This window comes from Hydrogenophaga bisanensis, assembly GCF_042665135.1.
Lineage (GTDB): Bacteria > Pseudomonadota > Gammaproteobacteria > Burkholderiales > Burkholderiaceae_C > Hydrogenophaga > Hydrogenophaga bisanensis.
Genome location: NZ_JBHTBX010000002.1, coordinates 340,942 through 361,395 on the forward strand (window position 1 = coordinate 340,942; position 20,454 = coordinate 361,395).

Annotated in this window: 22 protein-coding genes and 1 tRNA gene; 10 read left to right on the forward strand and 13 right to left on the reverse strand. The window is 66.4% G+C overall.

Going from position 1 to position 20,454, the window contains the following annotated elements:
- Nucleotides 1-27: 27 nt before the first annotated feature.
- From ACFQNJ_RS04310 to ACFQNJ_RS04330, 5 genes are read right to left on the reverse strand one after another with little or no spacing between them, the layout of a single operon-like run.
- Complete coding sequence (locus ACFQNJ_RS04310) at nucleotides 28-390, reverse strand: DMT family transporter (protein WP_382254119.1); 363 nt, start codon at nucleotides 388-390, stop codon at nucleotides 28-30.
- 2 nt (nucleotides 391-392) lie between these two features.
- Nucleotides 393-1,220, reverse strand: coding sequence for a phosphonate ABC transporter, permease protein PhnE (phnE, locus tag ACFQNJ_RS04315; protein WP_382254122.1), 828 nt, complete (start codon nucleotides 1,218-1,220; stop codon nucleotides 393-395).
- Nucleotides 1,217-2,059, reverse strand: a complete 843-nt coding sequence (locus ACFQNJ_RS04320) for a PhnE/PtxC family ABC transporter permease (protein WP_382254124.1) — start codon at nucleotides 2,057-2,059, stop codon at nucleotides 1,217-1,219. Before ACFQNJ_RS04320 ends, phnE begins: the two co-directional genes overlap by 4 nt.
- A 4-nt stretch (nucleotides 2,060-2,063) precedes the next feature.
- Nucleotides 2,064-2,897 carry a phosphonate ABC transporter ATP-binding protein gene (locus ACFQNJ_RS04325; protein ID WP_382254127.1) on the reverse strand — a complete coding sequence of 278 codons (834 nt, stop codon included), beginning with the start codon at nucleotides 2,895-2,897 and terminating at the stop codon, nucleotides 2,064-2,066.
- An 18-nt stretch (nucleotides 2,898-2,915) separates the two neighbouring features.
- On the reverse strand, nucleotides 2,916-3,785 hold the full coding sequence (locus ACFQNJ_RS04330; RefSeq protein WP_382254130.1) for a putative selenate ABC transporter substrate-binding protein: 870 nt from the start codon (nucleotides 3,783-3,785) through the stop codon (nucleotides 2,916-2,918).
- 224 nt (nucleotides 3,786-4,009) lie between these two features.
- Here ACFQNJ_RS04330 and egtD point away from each other — a divergent pair, with 224 nt between their 5' ends.
- On the forward strand, nucleotides 4,010-4,960 hold the full coding sequence (egtD, locus tag ACFQNJ_RS04335; RefSeq protein WP_382254132.1) for an L-histidine N(alpha)-methyltransferase: 951 nt from the start codon (nucleotides 4,010-4,012) through the stop codon (nucleotides 4,958-4,960).
- Nucleotides 4,961-4,972: 12 nt separating this feature from the next.
- Here egtD and senA read toward each other — a convergent pair whose 3' ends face one another.
- A complete protein-coding gene (gene senA / locus ACFQNJ_RS04340) occupies nucleotides 4,973-6,220 on the reverse strand; it encodes a selenoneine synthase SenA (protein WP_382254135.1) in 1,248 nt (415 codons plus the stop codon).
- On the opposite strand from senA, the gene senB reads away from it, so the two are divergent.
- From senB to ACFQNJ_RS04370, 6 genes are read left to right on the forward strand one after another with little or no spacing between them, the layout of a single operon-like run.
- Nucleotides 6,219-7,205 (forward strand): selenoneine biosynthesis selenosugar synthase SenB, encoded by a 987-nt coding sequence (gene senB / locus ACFQNJ_RS04345; RefSeq protein ID WP_382254138.1) that lies wholly within the window; start codon nucleotides 6,219-6,221, stop codon nucleotides 7,203-7,205. The two genes, senA and senB, sit on opposite strands and share 2 nt — an antisense overlap.
- A 57-nt stretch (nucleotides 7,206-7,262) precedes the next feature.
- Nucleotides 7,263-8,330 (forward strand): selenide, water dikinase SelD, encoded by a 1,068-nt coding sequence (gene selD, locus ACFQNJ_RS04350; RefSeq protein ID WP_382254141.1) that lies wholly within the window; start codon nucleotides 7,263-7,265, stop codon nucleotides 8,328-8,330.
- A 41-nt stretch (nucleotides 8,331-8,371) separates the two neighbouring features.
- Entirely contained in the window at nucleotides 8,372-9,070 is a 699-nt protein-coding gene (locus tag ACFQNJ_RS04355) for a haloacid dehalogenase type II (protein WP_382254143.1), read from the forward strand.
- 18 nt (nucleotides 9,071-9,088) lie between these two features.
- A complete protein-coding gene (gene rsmD, locus ACFQNJ_RS04360; protein ID WP_382254145.1) occupies nucleotides 9,089-9,715 on the forward strand; it encodes a 16S rRNA (guanine(966)-N(2))-methyltransferase RsmD in 627 nt (208 codons plus the stop codon).
- 32 nt (nucleotides 9,716-9,747) lie between these two features.
- Nucleotides 9,748-10,263 carry a pantetheine-phosphate adenylyltransferase gene (gene coaD / locus ACFQNJ_RS04365; protein ID WP_382254148.1) on the forward strand — a complete coding sequence of 172 codons (516 nt, stop codon included), beginning with the start codon at nucleotides 9,748-9,750 and terminating at the stop codon, nucleotides 10,261-10,263.
- A gap of 10 nt (nucleotides 10,264-10,273) precedes the next feature.
- Nucleotides 10,274-10,573, forward strand: coding sequence for a YfhL family 4Fe-4S dicluster ferredoxin (locus ACFQNJ_RS04370; RefSeq protein ID WP_382254151.1), 300 nt, complete (start codon nucleotides 10,274-10,276; stop codon nucleotides 10,571-10,573).
- Here the strand turns inward: ACFQNJ_RS04370 and pth are convergent.
- The 7 genes from pth to ACFQNJ_RS04405 all read right to left on the reverse strand — a co-directional run bounded on the left by pth (nucleotide 10,522) and on the right by ACFQNJ_RS04405 (nucleotide 16,458).
- Nucleotides 10,522-11,193, reverse strand: a complete 672-nt coding sequence (gene pth / locus ACFQNJ_RS04375; RefSeq protein WP_382254154.1) for an aminoacyl-tRNA hydrolase — start codon at nucleotides 11,191-11,193, stop codon at nucleotides 10,522-10,524. The two genes, ACFQNJ_RS04370 and pth, sit on opposite strands and share 52 nt — an antisense overlap.
- Nucleotides 11,194-11,281: 88 nt before the next feature.
- The gene (locus ACFQNJ_RS04380) at nucleotides 11,282-11,905 is read right to left on the reverse strand and encodes a 50S ribosomal protein L25/general stress protein Ctc (protein WP_374642154.1); all 624 of its coding nucleotides are present in this window, start codon (nucleotides 11,903-11,905) and stop codon (nucleotides 11,282-11,284) included.
- An 84-nt stretch (nucleotides 11,906-11,989) separates the two neighbouring features.
- A complete protein-coding gene (locus tag ACFQNJ_RS04385; RefSeq protein ID WP_374642152.1) occupies nucleotides 11,990-12,982 on the reverse strand; it encodes a ribose-phosphate pyrophosphokinase in 993 nt (330 codons plus the stop codon).
- Nucleotides 12,983-13,062: 80 nt separating this feature from the next.
- Nucleotides 13,063-13,139 (reverse strand) — tRNA-Gln (locus ACFQNJ_RS04390).
- Nucleotides 13,140-13,229: 90 nt separating this feature from the next.
- Nucleotides 13,230-14,156 carry a 4-(cytidine 5'-diphospho)-2-C-methyl-D-erythritol kinase gene (ispE, locus tag ACFQNJ_RS04395; protein WP_374642150.1) on the reverse strand — a complete coding sequence of 309 codons (927 nt, stop codon included), beginning with the start codon at nucleotides 14,154-14,156 and terminating at the stop codon, nucleotides 13,230-13,232.
- Nucleotides 14,153-14,620, reverse strand: coding sequence for an outer membrane lipoprotein LolB (locus tag ACFQNJ_RS04400; protein WP_382254159.1), 468 nt, complete (start codon nucleotides 14,618-14,620; stop codon nucleotides 14,153-14,155). The genes ispE and ACFQNJ_RS04400 overlap by 4 nt, the downstream gene beginning before the upstream one ends.
- A gap of 50 nt (nucleotides 14,621-14,670) precedes the next feature.
- Entirely contained in the window at nucleotides 14,671-16,458 is a 1,788-nt protein-coding gene (locus tag ACFQNJ_RS04405; RefSeq protein ID WP_382254161.1) for a tetratricopeptide repeat protein, read from the reverse strand.
- A 79-nt stretch (nucleotides 16,459-16,537) separates the two neighbouring features.
- On the opposite strand from ACFQNJ_RS04405, the gene mutM reads away from it, so the two are divergent.
- From mutM to mutY, 3 genes are all read left to right on the forward strand, one after another.
- Complete coding sequence (mutM, locus tag ACFQNJ_RS04410; RefSeq protein ID WP_382254164.1) at nucleotides 16,538-17,353, forward strand: bifunctional DNA-formamidopyrimidine glycosylase/DNA-(apurinic or apyrimidinic site) lyase; 816 nt, start codon at nucleotides 16,538-16,540, stop codon at nucleotides 17,351-17,353.
- A 67-nt stretch (nucleotides 17,354-17,420) separates the two neighbouring features.
- Nucleotides 17,421-19,364 carry a dynamin family protein gene (locus ACFQNJ_RS04415; RefSeq protein ID WP_382254167.1) on the forward strand — a complete coding sequence of 648 codons (1,944 nt, stop codon included), beginning with the start codon at nucleotides 17,421-17,423 and terminating at the stop codon, nucleotides 19,362-19,364.
- Nucleotides 19,361-20,449: an A/G-specific adenine glycosylase gene (gene mutY / locus ACFQNJ_RS04420; RefSeq protein WP_382254170.1), complete on the forward strand. Its 1,089-nt coding sequence runs from the start codon at nucleotides 19,361-19,363 to the stop codon at nucleotides 20,447-20,449. Before ACFQNJ_RS04415 ends, mutY begins: the two co-directional genes overlap by 4 nt.
- Nucleotides 20,450-20,454 lie beyond the last annotated feature (5 nt).

Genomic DNA, 20,454 nt, shown 5'->3' on the forward strand with positions numbered 1-20,454 from the left:
GGGTGGGTCGGACCAAAAGCCCGGAGCTCACGGGGAGCCCACCCGCGAGGCCGAATGCAGCCCCATGACACCGATGACGATGAGGCCGATGTTCGCCATCTTGAGTGCGGTTGCGGGTTCCTTGAAGTACCCGATGCCGATGATGGCCGTCAGCACTGTGCCCACGCCGGACCACACGGCGTAGGTCACGCTCAGGCCCAGCACGCGCACCACAAGCGTATTGAGCACGAAGGCACCGGCATAGAACAACAGCATCAGTGCCGCCGGCGCCATGCGTGTGAAGCCGTCGGACAGGCGCATGCTGGTGGTGCCCGCCACTTCCAGCAGGATGGCGCCGGACAGCAGCATCCAGGCCTGGGCGTGGGTGAGGGTGATGGCGGTGGCGTTCATGGTCAGCGGGTCATGAGGCGACGCGCGCCCAGGCTGGCCGCATCGACGATGGCCACCAGCAGCAGCATGGCACCCAGGATGGTGGCGGTCTTGGGCATGTGGAACAGGCCCATGTGGAAGGACAGCAACTGGCCCAGACCGCCCGCGCCCACCACGCCCAGCACAGCCGCGGCGCGGATGTTGTTTTCCCAGCGGTAGAGCGTGTAGCTCAGCAGTTGCGGAAGCACCTGCGGCAGCGTGGCATACAGGAACACGAGGCCGTTGGCCACGCCCTGCGCGCGCAGTGCCTCGGCCGGGCCGGCGGGGGCGTTCTCGATGGCCTCGGCAAACAAGCGGCCCAGCACGCCGGCCGTGTGCAGGGCAAGCGCCAGCGTGCCGGCCAGCGGGCCGAGGCCCGCGGAGATGAGCAGCAGCGCGGCCCATACCAGTTCGGGGATGCTGCGCAGGGCGTTGAGCAGCATGCGTGTGGATGCGCGGCCCCAGGCCGGGTCCTGCGGGTGCAGGCGCGCGGCGGGCAGGGCCAAGGCGAGCGCGGCGGCAGCGGCCAGTAGCGTGCCCAGGGCCGACATGGCCAGCGTTTCCCACGCGGCCACGCCCACCTTGTGCAGGAAGGAAGGGGAGATGTCAGGCGGGAAGAACTCGCCGATGAAGCTGCCCATGCTGTCCACCGCCTCGGCCGAGAAGAACTGCGCCCATTGCAGGTCCAGGCTCCAGAAGCTCAGCACCACCAGCACCAGCAGGCCCGCGGTGAACCAGCAGGCCTTGCAGCGTGCGTCGAACAGCGGCGGCGGCAGCTTGTAGGGCGGGTTGGCGGCGCGGGGTTTGTTCATGCCAACACCTTGCGCAACCACGCGCTCACCCGGTCAGCCAGGGCAACCAGTGCCATGAAGACCAGTAACATGGTGGCGACCTCGCCACCGTTGAACATCTTCATCGAGTTGTCCATCTGCTGGCCCAGGCCGCCGGCGCCCACAAAGCCCAGGATGACCGAGGAGCGGATCGCGCATTCCCAGCGGTAGACGGTGTAGCTGGTCAGCTCGGCCGCGCTGGCCGGCAGCAGGCCGTAGAAGAAGGCCTGCACGCGACCGGCGCCGTTGCGCAGCAGCGCTTCGGTGGCGTGGGTCTCACCGCTTTCCAGGATCTCGCCGTACACCTTGCCCAGCATGCCGCCGTAGGTGAGCGCGATGGCCAGCACGCCGGCCGTGGGCCCCAGGCCGACCACGCGCACGAACACCAGTGCCCAGACCAGTTCCGGGATGCTGCGCAGCACGATGAGCGTCCAGCGCACCAGCTGGCGCAGCCAGAACGGCCCGCGCGCCATGCGGCCCGACAGCGCCGAGATCGACAGCCCGCGTGTGGACAGCAGCGTCAGCGGCACGGCGATCAGCAGCGCCAGCGTCACCCCTGCGGTGGCCATGGCCACGGTACGCCAGGTTTCCTGCGCCACCATCCACAAAAAGTCGGCGCCGTGCGCGGGCGGAAAGAAGCTGGCGATGAACTGGCCGCTGACCTTCAGGCTTTCGGGCTCGAACATCACCCAGGGCTTGAATTCCGTGGCCACCAGCAGCGGCCACAGCAGCACCAGGGCCGCACCGGTCCAGAACAGGCGCGGCAGCCAAGCAGGGTCTCGGGTGGTTGCGGTGCGTGCGGGCAGGGCGGCAGCGGTCATCGCGTCACCTGCAATGCATCACCACCCGTTGCGGCGAGGCAGGTGTGACTTCGTCGATAACAGGTGGCGGGCCGTCCAGCTCGTGTTCGTGCTGCGCGTACAGCGCGGCCAGGCGCTCTCGCGTGACCTCAGCAGCGGGCAGGTCGAAGGCCAGCGCGCCGTCGCGCAGGCCGACGATGCGCGGGAAGTGCGCCAGCGCCACGTCCACCTGGTGCAGCGTGGTCACCAGCGTGGTGCCACGTTCACGCGCGGCATCCAGCAGCGTGTCCATGGCCTGGCGAGCCCGCATCGGGTCCAGTGCCGACAGCGGCTCGTCGATCAGCCAGAGCGAGGCCGGTGACAGCAGCGCGCGCGCCAGACCCACGCGCTGGCGCTCGCCGCCCGAAAGGCGGTCCACCCGCTCAAACAGCTTGTCGGCCAGGTCGAAGCGGTCCAGCGCCTCGAAGGCCGCCGGAATGTCCACCGGGTAGAACAGCGAGCGCAGGCTCTGCCAGGTGCCCATGGCGGGCAGGCGCCCGGCCAGCACCGACGTGACCACACGCTGGCGCGGCGGCAGCGGCGGCACCTGCGGCGCCAGGAACAGGCGCCCACGCAGGCGCTGCAGTTCGGCGCGCGGCAGCTGCCAGGGCGACTGGCCGTCCAGCTGCAGCACGCCGGCACCGGGCGGCAGCGCGCAGGCCAGCAGCTGCAGCAGCGTGGTCTTGCCGGCGCCGCTGGGGCCGATGATGGCCAGCTGTTCGCCGGCGGCTACCTGCAGATCCAGCGCGCGGATGGCAGGGGCTGCGCCAGCGCGCGCTGCCGGATGGCGGGCGCTGGCTGCGCTCAGGTCGATCTTCACGCGAATCGCGTCAGGCGATCACAGCAGCTCGGCGCTGCGTGCGGCAGACTCGATGCCTTTGTAGTTCTCGACCTTGGTTGGCACGAACTTTGTGGCGCGCTGCAGTTCCAGGATCTGCTTGCCCTCGGGCGTGGCTGGGCTGAGAGAGAGGAAGGCGTCGGTCAGCTTCTGGCGCAGCGCGGCCGGCATGTCGGCGTGCACGGTCCAGTTGTAGTCGTAGTAGGGCGGGGTGGTGTAGATCACGCGCACCTTGCTGGTGTCCACCTTCTTGTCGGCGACGAACTTGTCCCAGACCGAAATGTTGAGCGCGCCGCCCTGCACCTTGCCCGAGGCCACGGCCGCAATCGTCGCGTCGTGCGCGCCGCTGTAGGCCACGCGGCGGAAGGCTTTCTCGGGGTTGATGCCCTGATCCAGCAGGAAGCTGCGCGGCATCAGGTGGCCGCTGGTAGAGCTTTGCGAACCAAAGGACACGTCCTTGCCCTTGAGGTCGGCCAAGGTCTTGACCGTGGGGTCGCTGGTGATGAAGACCGAGCGGAATTTCTCGTCTTCCTCGCGCTGCACCAGCGGAATCACCTTACCGCCGGAGCGCACATGGGCCTGCACGAAGGTGAAGCCGCCGAACCAGGCTAGGTCGACCTTCTTGTTCACCAGCGCCTCGACCGAGGCGGCGTAGTCGGTCACCGGGGTGAACTCGACCTTCACCCCCAGTTTGGACTCCAGGTACTTCACCAGCGGCGCGGCCTTGCGTGCCAGTTCGGTTGGCGATTCGTCGGGGATGGCGGTGATGCGGAACACCGCCTGTTGCGCATGGGCCAGCGGGGCGAGGACGGTGATGGCAAGCACGGCGCAGGTCAAGAGTGCGCTGGTGATTCGGCGTTGGAAGTTCATGAAAATCCAGGGTAAAAGTGGATGGAATTGGTATTAAAACCCGAAACCCCAGGAAGATAGAGCAATGGGTCTTCCCGGCGCCCTCCTTTCTGACTCGCCTGAGGTTGAAGACTGGCACGTCATCTGGCTCCTGCCTGTATAACGTGATCATGTCCAAACATCATCCTTCCCATCGAGACGCCGTTTGGTCACGCCCCCACTTCCTTCAACGGCACCGCCAGGACATGGCAGCCGTGCGCGCGGAGCTCGCCAGGGGCCTGATCTCCAGTCCGGCCCGGCTGGCGCCCAAGTACTTCTACGACGCTCTGGGCTCACGTCTCTTTGATGCCATCACCGAGCTCGACGAGTACTACCCCACGCGAACCGAGGCCGCCATCTTCCAGTCGCATGCCCAAGCCATCGCACAGCTGGTGCCTGCGGATGCGGTCTGGTTCGATCTGGGCGCGGGCAGTTGCGCGAAGGCGGCGTCGCTGTTCGATGCGATGCGTCCTGGCGCCTACGTGCCCATCGACATTTCGGTCGACTACTTGCGGGGGTCGGTCATCGCCTTGCAGGAGCGGCATCCGTCCTTGCCAATGCTGGGGCTGGGGCTGGATTTCTCTTCGTCGCTGGCGCTGCCTGAAGAGGTGGATCGCTGGCTGGGTGACCATCAACTGCGTTTGGCGCCCCGCTGTGTGTTCTATCCCGGATCGAGCATCGGCAACTTCATGCCCACCGACGCCCTGCAATTGCTCTCCCAGGTGCACGGGGTTTGCGCCGGAGGCGCTGATGGCTCCGGCCTCCTGATCGGGGTCGACCTGGTCAAGGACACCGCGGTGCTGGAGCCCGCTTATGACGACGCCCTGGGTGTGACGGCGGCCTTCAACCGCAACCTGCTCAGGCACGTCAACCGGCTGCTGGGCAGCGACTTCGATCCATCGAAGTGGCGGCACCTGGCCTTTTTCGATCCTCACCAGTCACGCATCGAGATGCATCTGGTGGCCGAGGAAGCCCAGACGGTGAACTGGTCGGGCGGCGTGCGCCACTTCGCACGCGATGAGCGACTGCATACTGAGAACTCCTACAAGTGGACCGTTGCCGGTTTCGAGGCTCTGCTGCGTGAGGCCGGTTTTCGCCTCACCCGATGCTGGTCCGATCCCCGTGACTGGTTCGGCGTCTTCTGGGCGCAAGCCTGATCCGGGCAATCCTCAGCAGGCCACCGAACGAAAGCCGGCAAAAATGTCGTTGCGCTCGGGGGTGAAATAGTTGCGGTACTGCCGGTGCATCAGACGCGGGTCGGTGGCTGTGCTGGCGCCCTTGAGGACCGGGCGGCCATCAAACCAGGGCTGCGAGTAGTCCCGGTAGGGGTGAGGTTCGAAGCCGGGGAAAGGGGCAAACGCACTGGCCGTCCATTCCCAGACCTGGCCCCAGGCGAAGCCGGGCTGCAGGCTGGCCGCGATCCATTCGGACTCGGTCGGCAGGCGCCGCCCCGCCCAGGCGCACCAGGCCTGGGCTTCAAAGAAAGACAGGTGGCATGCCGGTGCGTTCAGGTCCAGGGCCTGCCAGCGACCCCAGCGCTGATGCTCCCAGCCTCTGGGCGTTTGCCGCGTGTAGCGTGGGCACCTGACACCGCTGGACGTCCGCCACGCCAGGCCCGCCTCGCTCCAGAAACGTGGCTGCGCCCAGCATCCGCTGTCCACAAACGCCAGATACTGGGCCCAGCTGACCGGTCGGGCATCGATGTCAAAGGCCTCCACGGCCTTGAGCTGGGGACCGAGTTCGTTGTCGAAGGCAAATCCGGCACCGGCGTGCCCCAGGGGCACCACACCGGCAGGGACCGAGATCTGGGCCGGCACCGGGGAAGCCGCAGAAATTGCCCATCGCTTGTCATGTCCCTCGCAGGGATCGAAGCCGAGGGCTTGCGCCATGTAGACCGCTGCCTCTGCGTGCATATCCTCGTGGAAGAGGGACAGGCGGAAAAAGTACAGACCGTCGTCCGTCTCGGGGGCCTGCGCCAGCCACATCAGGGTGTCGTCCAGACTGCGCACCAAGGCGTCCCGGGTGGACGCGGCGTCGGGCAGAGTCAGGTGCCAGCGGCGGTCGTGCGGCACCACGCTGGAGTTGTAGAGCGCATCGGCGTCCACACCTGCCAGGGCCTGCCGAGCGGGTGCCCGGGGGATGACCGGATCGGCTCTGCTGCCTTGGTCTCGCTGCGGGTTGCGGGCAATCCACCAGTCCGCGAACCACCCGACATGCCCCAGTTCCCACAGCGGCGGATTGAGCTCGGGTGTGCAGGGCACCATCAGATCGGGACCCAAGGCTTCTTCGTAGGCCGAAAACAGGTTCAGGGTGCGTGCCCGGCTGTGGGTCAGGGCCTGGGCCAGTGCGGTCTTGTCCAGCGTCCTGGCATGCAATCCCGCGTTTGCACGGACAATCGAACCGGATACCTGATCCATGGCCAAGAAACCCTCCATCTGCATCGTCACGCCAGCACTGGCGGACGCCAACAACGGCAACTGGCAGACCGCCCGTCGGTGGGCGCGCATGCTTGCGGGTCATTATGCGGTGCGACTGGTCAAATCGTGGCCCGATACCCCCTCGACGCGGGATGGCACCGACATCCTGCTGGCCTTGCACGCCCGTCGCTCGGCGGACAGCATACAGGCCTGGGCGCAGGCGAACCCGCAGCGGCCACTGGTGGTGGCGCTCACCGGTACCGACCTCTACCGCGACATTGCCACCGATGCCGCCGCACAGCGTTCGTTGGCGCTGGCCCATCGACTGATCGTGCTGCAGGACCAGGGCCCTCTGGCCTTGCCCGAGGCGTTGCGGGGCAAATGCCGTGTGGTGCTGCAGTCCAGCACGCGCCGGCAGACGCTGGCCAAGTCGGGTTCCCGCCTGCGGGTGGTGGTGGCCGGGCACCTGCGCGACGAAAAGTGGCCGCAGACCATTTTCGAAGCGGCACGTCTGTTGTCGCCCGATGAGGGTATCCACATTGACCACATCGGGCGCGAGCTGGACCCGGCCCTGGCCGAGGCAGCACGCGCCACCCAGCTGTCCTGTCCCCACTACCGCTGGTGGGGCGGCCTGCCTCATGGCGCCACGCGCTCACGCATCCAGCGCGCGCATTTGCTGGTGCACCCCAGCCGCATGGAAGGCGGTGCGCATGTCATCATGGAAGCCGTGCTCAGCGGCACGCCGGTGCTGGCATCCCGCATTGCCGGCAATGTGGGCATGCTGGGCACCGATTACAGCGGCTACTTTCCACCCGGGGATGCGCGTGCCCTGGTGGCTTTGCTGCGCGACTGCCGTGCTGGACAGTCAAGACCCGACGGCGGCATGCTGGCCGAACTGCAAGCACAATGCGGGCTGAGAGCACCTCTGTTCGAGCGCCAGACCGAGCAGGCTGTCTTGCTGTCAGTGCTGCGGGAGCTGCTGTAAGGTGCTCGCGCACCCCGCCCGTTCCACCCCTTTTCGTACCGACCACCGGAGACCCCGATGAATGCACCCGTGACCGTCGCACAACCGCGCCTGACCAGCCTCTCCCACGGGGGCGGCTGCGGCTGCAAGATTGCGCCGGGCGTGCTGTCTGACATCCTCAAGAGCACCACCGCCATGCCGGTGCCCCGGGAACTGCTGGTGGGCATCGAGACCGCCGACGATGCCGCGGTCTACCAGCTCAACGACGAGCAGGCCCTGATCGCCACCACCGACTTTTTCATGCCCATCGTCGATGACCCGTTCGACTTTGGTCGCATCGCGGCCACCAACGCCATCAGCGACGTGTACGCCATGGGCGGCACCCCCATCATGGCGCTGGCGCTGGTGGGCATGCCCATTAACGTGTTGTCGACCGAGACCATCGGCAAGATCCTCGAAGGCGGGCGCGCCGTCTGCGCGGCGGCGGGCATCCCCATCGCGGGCGGCCACACCATCGACTCGGTCGAACCCATCTACGGACTGGTGGCCATGGGTCTGGTGCATCCCAAACGCGTCAAGCGCAACGCCGATGCCAAGGTGGGTGACCGCCTGATCCTGGGCAAGCCACTGGGCGTGGGTGTGCTCTCGGCCGCGCTCAAGAAGGACGCATTGGGCGCAGACGGCTACGCGCAGATGATTGCCAACACCACCAAGCTGAACACGCCCGGTCCTGAGCTGGCGGCCATCGATGGCGTGCATGCCCTGACCGATGTGACCGGCTTCGGTCTGGCGGGGCACGCGCTGGAAATGGCGCGCGGTTCGGGCACGACGGTCCAGCTCGACATGGCCCGTGTGCCACTGATCGGCGGTGTGCGTGACCTGGCAGCGCAGGGCATGGTCACCGGCGCCAGCGGCCGCAACTGGGCCGCCTATGGCAGCGAGGTGCAACTGGCCGGGCGCCTGCAGCCGGTGGATCAAGCCCTGCTGACCGATCCGCAGACCAGTGGCGGCCTGCTGGTGGCCTGTGCGCCCGAGTCGGTGCAGCAGGTGCTGGACGTGTTTGCTCGGCATGGCTTTGAAGCCGCCGCCGAGGTGGGCGAGATCCTGCCTGCCGACGCCGGCAACGTCCGCCTGAAGGTTCTCTGAGCGTCCATCTTCGCAGTTTCCTCACCGACCCCGGCTTGCCCATGACCGAACCGAAGATTCTGGTGTTTGACATTTTCGGCACGGTGGTGGACTGGCACCGCAGCATCGTGCGCGAGGTGCTGGCTCGTCATCCGCAGGTGGATGCCGATGCCTTTGCCCTGGCCTGGCGTGCCGGCTACCAGCCGGCCATGGAGACCGTGCGATCCGGGGGGCGCGGCTGGGTCAAGCTCGATACCCTGCACCGCGAGATCCTCGACAGGATCCTGCCGCGCTTTGGCCTGGACCATCTGGACGACACACAGCGCCATGCACTCAACCTGGTCTGGCACCGGCTTGATCCCTGGCCGGACAGCGTGCGCGGCCTCACGCGCCTGAAAAGCCGCTTCACCATCTGCTCGCTGTCCAATGGCAATCTCGGCCTCCTGACCGACATGGCCAAGCGGGCGGGCTTGCCCTGGGACTGTGTGCTGGGGGCGGAGGTGTTCCGTACCTACAAGCCTGATCCGCGTGTCTACCGCGGCGCGGCCGAGGTGTTCGATGTCGAACCCGCAAAGGTCATGATGGTGGCTGCGCATCAGGATGACCTGGCGGCGGCACGTGCCTGTGGTCTGCAGACCGCCTACATCGAACGTCCCATGGAGTTCGGAGCAGCCCGCCCCAAGGACGTTTCCCCCGATTCGGCCAATACCGTGCATGCCCGTGACCTGATGCATCTCGCCGACCTGCTCGGCTGCGCCTGACCCGGCCGATCTGTCTTCATGAACCGTCCTTCATCCCCCCGTCGCCCATCGCCCGCATCTACCGCGCAGGCCCCGCAAGAGGTCCGCATCATCGGAGGGCAGTGGAAGCGCACGCCTTTGCCCGTGAAGAATGCGCCGGGACTGCGGCCCACGCCCGCGCGGGTGCGTGAAACCCTGTTCAACTGGCTGGGGCAGGACCTCAGCGGCTGGCGCTGCCTGGATGCGTTTGCCGGCAGTGGTGCCCTGGGCCTGGAGGCCGCATCTCGCGGGGCTTCGGAGGTTACGCTGGTCGAGCAGGATCCTTCGCTGGCCAAAGGCCTTCAGGCCATCGTGACCCGGCTGAAGGCCGAGGGCAGTGTCCGGGTCGAGCGGGGCGACGCGCTGGCTGCCATGCGGCAACGACAGGGTGCTGCCCTGGATCTCGTTTTTCTGGATCCGCCGTTCGGGGACGGAGGCAACGAGGCGCTATTCCGGTCGGCCCTGCAGGCTGCGCGGGGCGCCATTGGCGTCAACGGCCTGATCTACCTGGAGGCCCCCGTGGTGTGGACGGCCGACGCCCTGGCGAGCCTGGGCCTGCAGGTGCACCGGCAGGGCCGGGCAGGGCAGGTGGCCTTTCACCTGTTGCGGACTTTGGCGGTCGACTGAGTGCTGGCGGGCCCCTCGCGCATAATTCAAGGATGAGTTCCGAGCTTTCCAGGCCGGCCAGTGGCCGCATTGCTGTCTACAGCGGCACCTTCGATCCCATCACCCTGGGTCATGAGGATGTGGCCCGCCGTGCCGCGCGGATGTTCGATGAGCTGATCATCGCGGTGGCGATCGCGCACCACAAGAAGACACGATTCACCCTGCATGAGCGCATGGCCATGGCGGCCGAGGCCCTCTCCGCCGAGGGTTCCCGGATCCGCGTCCTGCCGTTTGACGGACTGATCATGGACTTCTGCCGCGAGCAGGGCGCCTGCGCCGTGGTGCGCGGCATCCGTAACCTGACCGACTTCGACTATGAAGCCCAGATGGCGGCCATGAACCGCAAGCTCAATCCGGCCGTAGAAACCGTGTTCCTGCTGCCGCAGGCAGAGACCCAGTGCATCTCCAGCACCCTGGTGCGCGAGATTGCGAAGCTCGGTGGCGATGTGTCCCAGATGGTCAGTCCCTCCGTGGCCGATCGCCTGCGCACGCCTCCCTTGCAGGCTTGAGGGATTCACCATGGCCCTGATGATCACCGCCGAGTGCATCAACTGCGATGTCTGCGAGCCCGAGTGCCCCAACCAGGCCATCTCGATGGGTGAGGAGTACTACCAGATCGACCCGAACCGTTGCACCGAGTGCGTGGGCCACTTCGATGAACCTCAGTGCGTGCAGGTGTGTCCGGTGGAGTGCATCCCGGTCGATCCGCAGCACGTGGAAAACCGCGAGACGCTGTGGCAGAAGTACCAGCGCTTGCAGCAGGCCGGTCAGTCGCTGGCGTCCGCAGGGCCTGCCACGGCGCCACCCTCTGCCGCTTGACCCGTCGCCGCCGGGGTCTTGGGCGGCCGCGGCGGTTTTGGACGGGGTGGCTTGCTGGTGTGAATCAGGGCAGTCGCCTTGTCCATCTCGCCGTCAATCAGGTGGCCCAGCGCCTTGAGGCTGCGGTCCATGGCCTGTGCAATCGCGATCCGGTCGTCCGGCGAGGGTTTCTTGAGGACCCAGTTGGCCACTTCGGCCTTGTTGCCGGGGTGACCGATGCCCAGGCGCAAGCGCCAGTACTCCGGACTGCCCAGCTGGGCGTGGATGTCGCGCAGTCCGTTGTGGCCAGCATGGCCTCCGCCTTTCTTGAGCTTGGCTTCGCCGGGCGGCAGATCCAGTTCGTCGTGGACAACCAGCACCTCCTCCGGGGCAATCTTGAAGAAACGCGCCACCGAGGCCACGGCCTGGCCCGAGCGGTTCATGTAGGTCTGCGGCTCCACCAGCCAGACGCTCTGCCCGCGCACGTTGGCCCTGGCCAGCAGACCGAAGTGACCGCGCTCCATCTGCAGCGACACGCCCAGCTGGCGTGCGGCTTCGTCCACCCACCAGAAGCCGGCGTTGTGTCGGGTCTGTTCGTAGTCGGGGCCCGGGTTGCCCAGGCCGGCTATCAGTCGGATCATGGTGTCGGATTATCGGGGGGGGACCCAAGAAAAAGGGCCCGCAGAGCGGGCCCCAGGACAGTCCGGACAGGTTGGCGTCCGGGAAGAATCACTTCTTCTTCTTGCCCTTCTTGTCGTCGGCGGCGGCGGCCACCGGCGCAGCGATGACTTCCTCGACCGGCTCCACCACCGTGGCGATGGTGATGTCCTTGCGGCCGTGGGTCACCAGCTTGACGTCCTTGGGCAGCTTCAGGTCACCCGTGTGGATGGTGGCACCCTTCTCGACCTTGGACAGATCCACCTCGATGAACTCGGGCAGCTGCATGGCCAGGCATTCGATCTCGATTTCGGTGACGACGTGATTCACCAGGCACTTGTCGTTCTTGACGGCCGGCGAGTTCTCGGCACCCACGAAGTGCAGGGGCACCTTTTTGTGCAGGCGGGTCTTCTCGTCCACGCGCTGGAAGTCCACGTGCAGGACCAGGGGCTTGAACGGGTGGTACTGCACGTCACGCAGCAGCACCTTCTCGACCTTGCCATTGAGCTCCATGTCGAGGATGGAGGCGTGGAAGGCTTCCTTTTTCAGGGCGTGCCACAGGGCGTTGTGATCGACTTCGATCGTGGCGGGGGCGGTGCTGCCACCGAAAACGATACCGGGCGCACGACCGGTGTTGCGCAGGCGGCGGCTCGCACCCGTGCCCTGCTTGGTACGCTCAAAAGCGACGAATTGCATGTCTGACTCCAGTTGAGGGGTTCCGCGACCAGAACGCCTCTGTTTCAAAATGGCCGCCACGGTGGCGGCCGGCTTCTTGCTGCCTCAGAACAGGTTGTCCTGGTCGGCGAACAAACTCATGACCGACTCGCCCGAGGCAATGCGCGCAATGGTCTCGGCCATCAGCGGCGCCACGGAGAGCTGGCGGATCTTGCTGCAGGCCTGCGCGGCCTGGGACAGCGGAATGGTGTTGGTCACCACCACCTCGTCCAGGGCCGAGCCCTTGGCAATCCGGTCGATGGCCGGACCCGAGAAGATGGGGTGGGTGCAGTAGGCATACACGTTCTTGGCGCCGCGCTCCTTCAGGACCTCGGCGGCCTTGACCAGCGTACCGGCGGTATCGATCATGTCGTCCATGATCACGCAGTTGCGGCCTTCGATATCGCCGATCACGTGCATCACTTCGGAGACGTTGGCCTTGGGCCGGCGCTTGTCGATGATCGCCATGTCGCAGCCCAGCTGCTTTGCCAGGGCACGGGCGCGCACCACGCCGCCCACGTCGGGCGACACCACCAGCAGGTCAGGGTAGTTCTTGGCTCGAAGGTCACCCAGCAACACAGGCGACGCGTAGATGTTGTCCACCGGGATGTCGAAGAAGCCCTGGATCTGGTCGGCGTGCAGGTCCATGGTCAGCACGCGGTCGACACCCACGGTCTGCAGCATGTTGGCCACCACTTTGGCCGAGATCGGCACGCGGCTCGAACGCGGACGGCGGTCCTGACGCGCGTAACCGAAGTAGGGGATGACCGCGGAAATGCGCTCGGCCGAGGCGCGTTTGAGCGCGTCGACCATGATGAGCAGTTCCATCAGGTTGTCGTTGGTCGGCGCGCAGGTCGACTGAATCACGAACACATGGCGGGCACGCACGTTCTGCGTGATCTCGACCGTGACTTCGCCGTCAGAGAAGCGCCCCACGTTGGCCGCACCCAGCTGGGTGTTCAGGTGGAGGGCAATCTCGGACGCCAGCACCGGATTGGCGTTGCCGGTGAAGATCATGAAGTCCGGCGACTGAACTTGGGCGGTGTTTCCAGCTTGCATGGCGTCCCCAGCGGCATCAACGAAAAAAGAGGCCGCGCAACGTACTGTCAGGCGGCCTGTCTCTGCGGTATCAAAAGGTTTGGCAGGGGAGGAAGGACTCGAACCCTCGCATGCCGGAATCAAAATCCGGTGCCTTAACCAACTTGGCGACTCCCCTACGCAGGTTGACGACTTGGAATTTCCTTGGCGTCCACCGAAATTGTCGCTGGTTGCCCATCAACTGGACCAACTGTGCAGCACTGGTATTCTAACCTGTGTGCCAATGGGCCAATGGATGCACATCCATGTTGCTGCATGTCTGAACCCGCCATCCCTCAGGATGGCTGCCCAGCGCCTTCAGGTCGGGTTGGTGAGCAAACACCGCCGTTCCCGATCCGGTCATCCTGCCTTGCAACCCTTGACTGTTTAGCCAGTTGATGCATTGCGAAACTTCCGGACAGAGGCTTTGGGCCACCGGCTGCAGATCGTTGTGCGTTTCGGTCAGCAGTTTCTGAAGATTCAGAAAACTCTCCAACTTGGCGCCAGCTTCTGAACCGTTGTCATCAGCAGCAAAGCTCAGCATTGTAGCAGTTTTTGTGTCCCGTTTCAAATCTGGCGACGCAAAAATTTGCTGGGTCGATGCACCGGTGGGGGGCTTGACCACCACAAACCGGGAAGGGGGCAAGCGCACGGGCGTGATGATCTCGCCGACGCCCTCCACCCAGGCGGTGCGTCCGTGGATGAAAAAAGGCACATCGGCACCCAGTTGCAGGCCAATGCTGGCCAGGGCCTGGCGATCCAGACCCAACTGCCAGAGACGGTTCAGGCCGATCAGGCAGGTGGCCGCATCGGATGAGCCTCCGCCCATGCCGGCTTCGGCTGGAATGCGCTTGTGCAGGCGGATGTGCGCTCCCAGGGTGCAGCCGGTGGCCTCGCGCAGGGCCTCTGCAGCCCGCACGCACAGGTCGCGCTCGGGAAGTGGCGTGGGGCTACCCAGATCCTCGCGGGTGATCTGCCCGTCCTGGCGCAGGTCCAGATCGATGGTGTCCTGCCAGTCGATAAGCATGAACACCGATTGCAGCAAGTGATAGCCATCGGCCCGACGGCCGGTGATGTGCAGGAAGAGGTTGAGTTTGGCGGGCGCAGGCAGCCCCATCAGTCGCGGGAGGGCGCCGCCCGATTGAACAGGGGTCATGGATCCAGAATGATGCGCAGGTTGGCAAGGGGGGCGGGTGACTGGCGCTGGGCCACGATGCGCCCTTCGGACAGCCGCGACAGATCGGCCGACCATCCCGGCACATCGGCGGGCTGGTCCTGCAGCCAGTCAAACAGGGCTTTGACCGGAAGCGGCGCCCCGCCCAGCGTGGTGACCAGATCCTCGACGCTGGCGTGCCGCGTGACCTGGCTCCCTTGCGTCAGGGTGGCCCCTTCGGCAGACCATTGCACCAGCGCCAGAAGGGTACCCAGGGGGGACGTGAGGCGCAGCTCACCCTCGGCGGGCTGTCCGGTCAGTTCGAAGCCGGCATGAAAGGACTGCGGCGGGTCACCGTCCACCTGCAGGGCCAGCCGGCCTGACCATGTCTTCTGGCTGCCGGCGGTGCGTGTCGCCCTGGGGCTCGCACAGCCCGCCAGGGCCGTCATCAGGGCGGCAGACAGCAAAATGCGACGGGATGGGCCGATGCGTCCCGTCCGCCTCGTGGGCCCAGTCGTCACGGTTTGACCTGAAACCGCTGCAGGGTCGATTGCAGGGTTTCGTTGTCGCTGCCTTGAAGCAGGCCTTCGCGCCAGACGCGAAGCGCCTCTTCCTTCTGACCGGAGAGCCAAAGCACCTCGCCCAGGTGAGCGGCAATTTCGGCGTCGGGTTTCTTGCGGTAGGCCGCCTGCAGGATCTCCCGGGCGCGGGGCAGATTGCCCAGGCGAAACTCCACCCAGCCGAGGCTGTCCTGGATGTAGGCGTCGTCGGGCGCCATGGCGACGGCCTTTTCGATCAGGGCCTTGGCCTCCGCCAGGCGGATGTTCCGGTCGGCCAGCGCATAGCCCAGGGCGTTGTACGCGTGGTGGTTGTCGGGGCGCTTGGCGATCAGTTCGCGCAGCAGCCGCTCCATGTCGTCCAGACGCCCGGCCTTCTCGGCCACCATGGCCTGGTCATAGAGGAGGTCGGTTTCCTCGGGGAATCGCGCCACGGCCTGGGCGTAAACCTCGTAGGCCTGCTGCCAGGCCTTGGCATCTCGCAGCAACTGCGCCTCGGCCACCAGTTTCACCCGTGCATCTTCGGGGCGCCGCTCGGGGTGGGCGCGCAGCAGCGCGCGTGCTTCATCCAGGCGCCCCTGCCGGGCCAGCAGGGAGGCCCGTCGCATCTGCGCCGCCATGATGTCGTTGCCGTTCTCGATCCGGTCCAGCCAGGCGGTGGCGCCCTGGAAATCGCCGCGCTTTTCCGCCACCTGGGCCAGCAGCAGATAGGCCTGGGTGGCGCCTCGCAAAAGGCGTTCGTCACCCGACGCGCGCGCCAGCGACAGGTAGCGCTGCAGAGACGCTTCGGCCGCTTGCGGTGGGTTGTCCTGGGCCTGCACGGTGCCCAGCAACAGCCAGGGCTCGGCCAGATCCGGTTGTTCGCGGGTCAGCTTGTCCAGCAGGGTGCGGGCGTCGGCAGACCGTTGCAGGTCCAGCAGCAGACGGGCGTAGGCCAGGGGAACCGGTGAGTCGGCGGGTGTCCTCGCGTCGGCCAGGTGGCGGCGCACCAGCACCTCGGCCTCGCCCTGGCCGCGTTCGACCAGTTCAATGGCCAAGAGGGCAGGATAAGGCGAGGCCGGGTCCAGTTGCAGGCCTTGTGCAGCCGACTTCAGCGCATCGCCGGTCAGATTGGCTGCCAGCTCCATCCGGCCGACCGTCGTCCAGGCGGCCGGTCCGGTGTCCGCCCGCGACAGATGGCTGGCCAGCGCCTTGCGAACCTCCTGCAGTGCCGCCGCCTTGTCCGTCACCCGGGCAAAGGTCTGCGGAATGGCATTGATGGTGTCCACCCGTTCGGTCGCAGGTGCGCGCTCGACGATGGCGCGCAGCGTCGGGGCGGTTTCCCCCGGACGGTTGAGCGCCAGGAGGATCTGCAGGACGAAACGGTCGGCTTCCCCGGACTCCGGCATGGCTTGTGCCCAGGCTCTGGCCGCGACCAGGGCCGAGTCGCCAGAACGGCCTTGCAGGGCAATTTCGACGGCTCGACGGTAGAGGCCGGCATCACGCTCGCGCCTGGCGGCATCCAGGATCAGCGAGTAGGCCGCGCCCGGGTCCCCGTTCCGGGCATTCAGTTCGCCCAGCAGCAACTGGTAGAACAAGGGTGCGTCCAAGCGGGAGTTGCGCACCCCGTCGGCGGTGGGTGTGGTGGCTTCCTGGGACAGCGCGGGCGCGACAGCGGCAGCCAGTGCCAGCATCAGGGTCGACAGCCTCAGCAGGGGCCGTGTTCTGGAGAGGTGGGGCTGAAGGCCCGGATGGCACTGGGTGGTCATCGTTTCATCATAATGGAAGGGGTCTGTGTCCTCTGTGATCCGGGCCAATGACCGACGTTCCCACCGTTCCAACGATCGCATGCCCGAACTCCCCGAAGTCGAAGTCACCCGCCGCAGTTTTGCCAGCCGGATCGCCGGTGCTTCGGTGGCATCCGTCAGTCTGGGAAAGCCGCTGCGATGGCCCCTGGGCTGCAATCCCGTCGATCTGGCCGGCCGGCAGGTGCTGGGTGTGGGCCGGCGGGGCAAATACCTCATCCTGGAGTTGGACCAGGGTTTTCTGCTGCTGCACTTGGGCATGTCGGGCAGTTTGCAGTTCGGTGAGGGGTTGCCGCCCTCCGGGCCTCATGACCATCTGAATATCGTCACCAGCCGCGGCACCCTGCGGCTGCATGACCCGCGCCGTTTCGGAGCGGTCATCTACGCCACTTCCCTGCAGGACGGCGTGGTGAGCAAGCTGCTGGGCGGCCTGGGCGTCGAGCCGCTGGAGGCCGGATTCGACCCGGTGAGCTTTCATCAGGCGCTCAAGCGCCGCCGCAGCCCCATCAAGCAGGTTCTGTTGGCGGGTGACGTGGTGGTGGGGGTGGGCAATATCTACGCCAGCGAAGCCTTGTTTGCGGCAGGCATCCGGCCGACGACCCGGGCTGATCGCATCAGCCTGCCGCGCGCCCGCAAGCTGCATGCCGCCATCGTGGCGGTGCTGCAGCGCGCGCTGGCGCTGGGCGGCAGCACCCTGCGCGATTTCAGCAGTGCCGAGGGGCAAAGTGGCTACTTCCAGCTCGATGCCATGGTGTACGGCCGGGTTGGGCAGCCCTGCCGCGTCTGCGGCACCGCCATCCGCCAGATACGTCAGGGGCAGCGGTCGACCTACTACTGCCCGAGCTGCCAGAAGCCGTGAGAGCGTTGACCGCAAGGGCCTTGCATGGACGCGATGCTATATTGACTGGCAGAGGAAAAGAGACCCCATGACATTCAATCAGGAACTGGACGAACACGGCACCTGGCGCAAGCAGTTTGCGCTGCGCCTGAAGCTGCTGGCCGAGTGGCTCAATGACCACGACCTGATGGATCCGGCCATCCGCGAGCGTCTTGACCAGTTGCATGCCCAGGTCAAGGATGACCGGATCATGGTGGCGTTCGTGGCCGAGTTCTCGCGCGGCAAGTCGGAACTGATCAACGCGGTGTTCTTTGCCGGCTACGGGCGCCGGATCATGCCGGCCAGTGCAGGGCGCACCACCATGTGTCCGACCGAGCTGGGCTACGACGCCGAGGTGCCTCCCTGCATCCGCCTGCTTCCCATCGAAACCCGCCTGCAACCGCAATCCCTGCTGGACTGGCGCAATGCGCCAGGCAAGTGGGAGCGGGTCGATCTGGACGTCAACGATCCCAAGCAGTTGGCCAAGGCCATCCAGAAAGTGGCCGAGGTCCGGCGTGTCACCCAGGACGAGGCGCGTGCCCTCGGGTTCTGGAACGACGAGTTGCCCGATGACAACCCGCCGCTGGGGGCCGACGGCCTGGTCGAGGTGCCCAAATGGCGCCATGCGCTCATCAACATGGCGCACCCCCTGCTCAAGCAGGGCCTGGTGATTCTGGATACCCCCGGCCTGAATGCGATCGGCGCCGAGCCCGAGTTGACGGTGAGCCTCTTGCCCCAGGCGCATGCCGTGGTGTTCATCCTGGCGGCCGACACCGGCGTGACCAAGTCGGACCTGACCATCTGGCGCCAGCACCTCAGTGCCCTGGGCAACACGCCCGAATCGCGGCTGGTGGTGCTCAACAAGATCGACACCATGTGGGACGAGCTCAGCTCGCCCGAACAGGTTCAGTTGCAGATCGCCTCCCAGCGCAGCGATTCGGCCGACGTGCTCGGTATCTCGCCGACGCAGGTGCTGGCGGTCTCGGCCCAGAAGGGCCTGCTGGCCAAGGTCAACCGGGACGACGAGCTGCTCAAGGCCAGCCGGCTGGCCGAGCTGGAAAAGGCGCTGGGTGTGGGCCTGATCGGCCAGCGCCGCCAGATCCTGCAGTCCGCCGTGAGCAAGGGCATCGAGGCCCTGCGGCAGGATACCGGGCGACTGGTGCGAACCCGCACCCGTGACATCGTCGAGCAGATGCAGGAGCTGGACGGCCTGCGTGGCAAGAATGCCGGCGTCATCAAGCAGATGCGGCTGCGCATCGAGCAGGAACAGGCCGATTTCGACGCCAGCGGCGCCAAGATCCAGGCGGTCCGCTCGGTGCATCTGCGTCTGCTGCGCGAACTGTTTGCCCTGCTCAGCAGTTCCCACCTGAAGAAGGAAGTCAGTGCGCTGGCCAAGGCGCTCAAGCAGCCGGGCATCAAGCTGGGCGTTCGCAGGGCGTACAGCGAGACCTTCGACCGCTTGCGGGCTGATCTGGGCAGTGCGGTCCGGCTGGTGGGCGAAATCCAGTCCATGCTGGAAGGCAGCTTCCGCAATCTCAATGCGGAGTACGGTTTCTCCCTGCAGCCGCCTGCCGCGCCGCAGTTGGAGAGCTGTGCCCGGGATCTGGATCAGATCGAGAAGAGCCACCTGCAGTACCTGAGTCTGGGCAATGCCTTGAGGCTGGCGCAGCCCGAGTTTGGCGAGCGTCTGGCCAGGGCGCTGATGAGCCGCCTGCGCGTGGTCTACGACTCGGCGGTCAACGAGGTGGAGTTGTGGAACAAGTCTGCGGCCTCCCAGCTGGATGCCCAGTTGCGTGAGCGGCGGCGCAACTTTGCCCGCCGGATTGAGGCGGTCTCCCGCATCCAGCAGGCCGCTGGCGGTCTGGATGAGCGCATCCGGGAACTGCAGAAGCAGCAGGGCGAGTTGCTGCTGCTCGATGCCAAGCTGGCCGAACTCACCAGCGCGCTGGTGGCGGGAGACGGTGTCCAGAAGCCGGCGGCCGTCACCGCATGAGTGCGCCGAGGTCGCCGGCGCTGTCGCTGGCGGTGCCTGCCGACATTGTTGAGGCCTTCGCGCCGGCGCTGATCGACTGGCAACGCCGTTGCGGCCGGCATGGGTTGCCGTGGCAGGGCACCCGCGATCCTTACCGGGTCTGGCTGTCCGAAATCATGTTGCAGCAGACCCAGGTGTCGACGGTGCTGTCGTACTACCCGCGCTTCCTGGCACGGTTTGACACCGTGCAGGCGTTGGCCGCTGCGAGCACGGACGAGGTCATGGCGCTGTGGAGTGGGCTGGGCTACTACAGCCGCGCGCGCAACCTGCATCGCTGTGCCCAGATGGTGGTCAGCGAATACGGCGGGGTGTTTCCCTTCAGCTGGCAGGAGTTGCAGAAGTTGCCAGGCATCGGCGCCTCGACAGCGGCGGCCATTGCCGCCTTCTGTCACGGCGAGCGCGTGTCGATCGCCGATGGCAATGTCCGTCGGGTGCTGTCCCGGTTGCTGGCCTACGAGGGTGATCTGGCCCAGGCGGCCGGGCAGGCGTCCCTGTGGGAGGCGGCGCAGCAGCTGGCGCCGCTTGCCCCCTCGCTGGCCGACATGCAGGCTTACACGCAGGGTCTGATGGATCTGGGGGCCACCGTGTGCACCCGCAGCAAACCCGCCTGTGTGGTGTGCCCCATGTCCGGGCTCTGCCGGGGGCGCCTCCAGGGGGATCCCGCGCGCTTTCCCGTGAAGTCGCAGCGCGCAGTCCGGCGACACGAAAGCTGGTGGTTGCTGGCGCTGCTGCGAGAGGGATCGGACGGGGCCGAGGTTTGGCTGGAGAGGCGGCCTGCGCCGGGCATCTGGGCTGGACTCCACTGCCTGCCCGTGTTCGCATCCGAGTCGGATGCTGCCCAGCAGGTGCCCGGTGGACTGGACGCAGCCACGGTGCTGCCGGTGAGGGGCCATGCACTCACCCACCGTGAACTTCGGCTCCACCCCCTGTCGGTGGCGGTCAGCGGCGACTGGCAGCCTGGTGGCCCCGGCCAATGGTTGCCCCTGTCCCGGCTCGCTGAGGTGGGCATGCCCACACCCGTTCGGGAGCTGCTGGCCGGCTTCTGAGGGGG

Bases quoted from the DNA above. Each gene is read 5' to 3' on its own strand.
- ACFQNJ_RS04310 (WP_382254119.1), bottom strand. From the start codon at position 390: ATGAACGCCACCGCCATCACCCTCACCCACGCCCAGGCCTGGATGCTG.
- phnE (WP_382254122.1), bottom strand. From the start codon at position 1,220: ATGAACAAACCCCGCGCCGCCAACCCGCCCTACAAGCTGCCGCCGCCG.
- ACFQNJ_RS04320 (WP_382254124.1), bottom strand. From the start codon at position 2,059: ATGACCGCTGCCGCCCTGCCCGCACGCACCGCAACCACCCGAGACCCT.
- ACFQNJ_RS04330 (WP_382254130.1), bottom strand. From the start codon at position 3,785: ATGAACTTCCAACGCCGAATCACCAGCGCACTCTTGACCTGCGCCGTG.
- egtD (WP_382254132.1), top strand. From the start codon at position 4,010: ATGGCAGCCGTGCGCGCGGAGCTCGCCAGGGGCCTGATCTCCAGTCCG.
- senB (WP_382254138.1), top strand. From the start codon at position 6,219: ATGGCCAAGAAACCCTCCATCTGCATCGTCACGCCAGCACTGGCGGAC.
- senA (WP_382254135.1), bottom strand. From the start codon at position 6,220: ATGGATCAGGTATCCGGTTCGATTGTCCGTGCAAACGCGGGATTGCAT.
- selD (WP_382254141.1), top strand. From the start codon at position 7,263: ATGAATGCACCCGTGACCGTCGCACAACCGCGCCTGACCAGCCTCTCC.
- ACFQNJ_RS04355 (WP_382254143.1), top strand. From the start codon at position 8,372: ATGACCGAACCGAAGATTCTGGTGTTTGACATTTTCGGCACGGTGGTG.
- rsmD (WP_382254145.1), top strand. From the start codon at position 9,089: ATGAACCGTCCTTCATCCCCCCGTCGCCCATCGCCCGCATCTACCGCG.
- coaD (WP_382254148.1), top strand. From the start codon at position 9,748: ATGAGTTCCGAGCTTTCCAGGCCGGCCAGTGGCCGCATTGCTGTCTAC.
- ACFQNJ_RS04370 (WP_382254151.1), top strand. From the start codon at position 10,274: ATGGCCCTGATGATCACCGCCGAGTGCATCAACTGCGATGTCTGCGAG.
- pth (WP_382254154.1), bottom strand. From the start codon at position 11,193: ATGATCCGACTGATAGCCGGCCTGGGCAACCCGGGCCCCGACTACGAA.
- ACFQNJ_RS04380 (WP_374642154.1), bottom strand. From the start codon at position 11,905: ATGCAATTCGTCGCTTTTGAGCGTACCAAGCAGGGCACGGGTGCGAGC.
- ACFQNJ_RS04385 (WP_374642152.1), bottom strand. From the start codon at position 12,982: ATGCAAGCTGGAAACACCGCCCAAGTTCAGTCGCCGGACTTCATGATC.
- ispE (WP_374642150.1), bottom strand. From the start codon at position 14,156: ATGACCCCTGTTCAATCGGGCGGCGCCCTCCCGCGACTGATGGGGCTG.
- ACFQNJ_RS04405 (WP_382254161.1), bottom strand. From the start codon at position 16,458: ATGACCACCCAGTGCCATCCGGGCCTTCAGCCCCACCTCTCCAGAACA.
- mutM (WP_382254164.1), top strand. From the start codon at position 16,538: ATGCCCGAACTCCCCGAAGTCGAAGTCACCCGCCGCAGTTTTGCCAGC.
- ACFQNJ_RS04415 (WP_382254167.1), top strand. From the start codon at position 17,421: ATGACATTCAATCAGGAACTGGACGAACACGGCACCTGGCGCAAGCAG.
- mutY (WP_382254170.1), top strand. From the start codon at position 19,361: ATGAGTGCGCCGAGGTCGCCGGCGCTGTCGCTGGCGGTGCCTGCCGAC.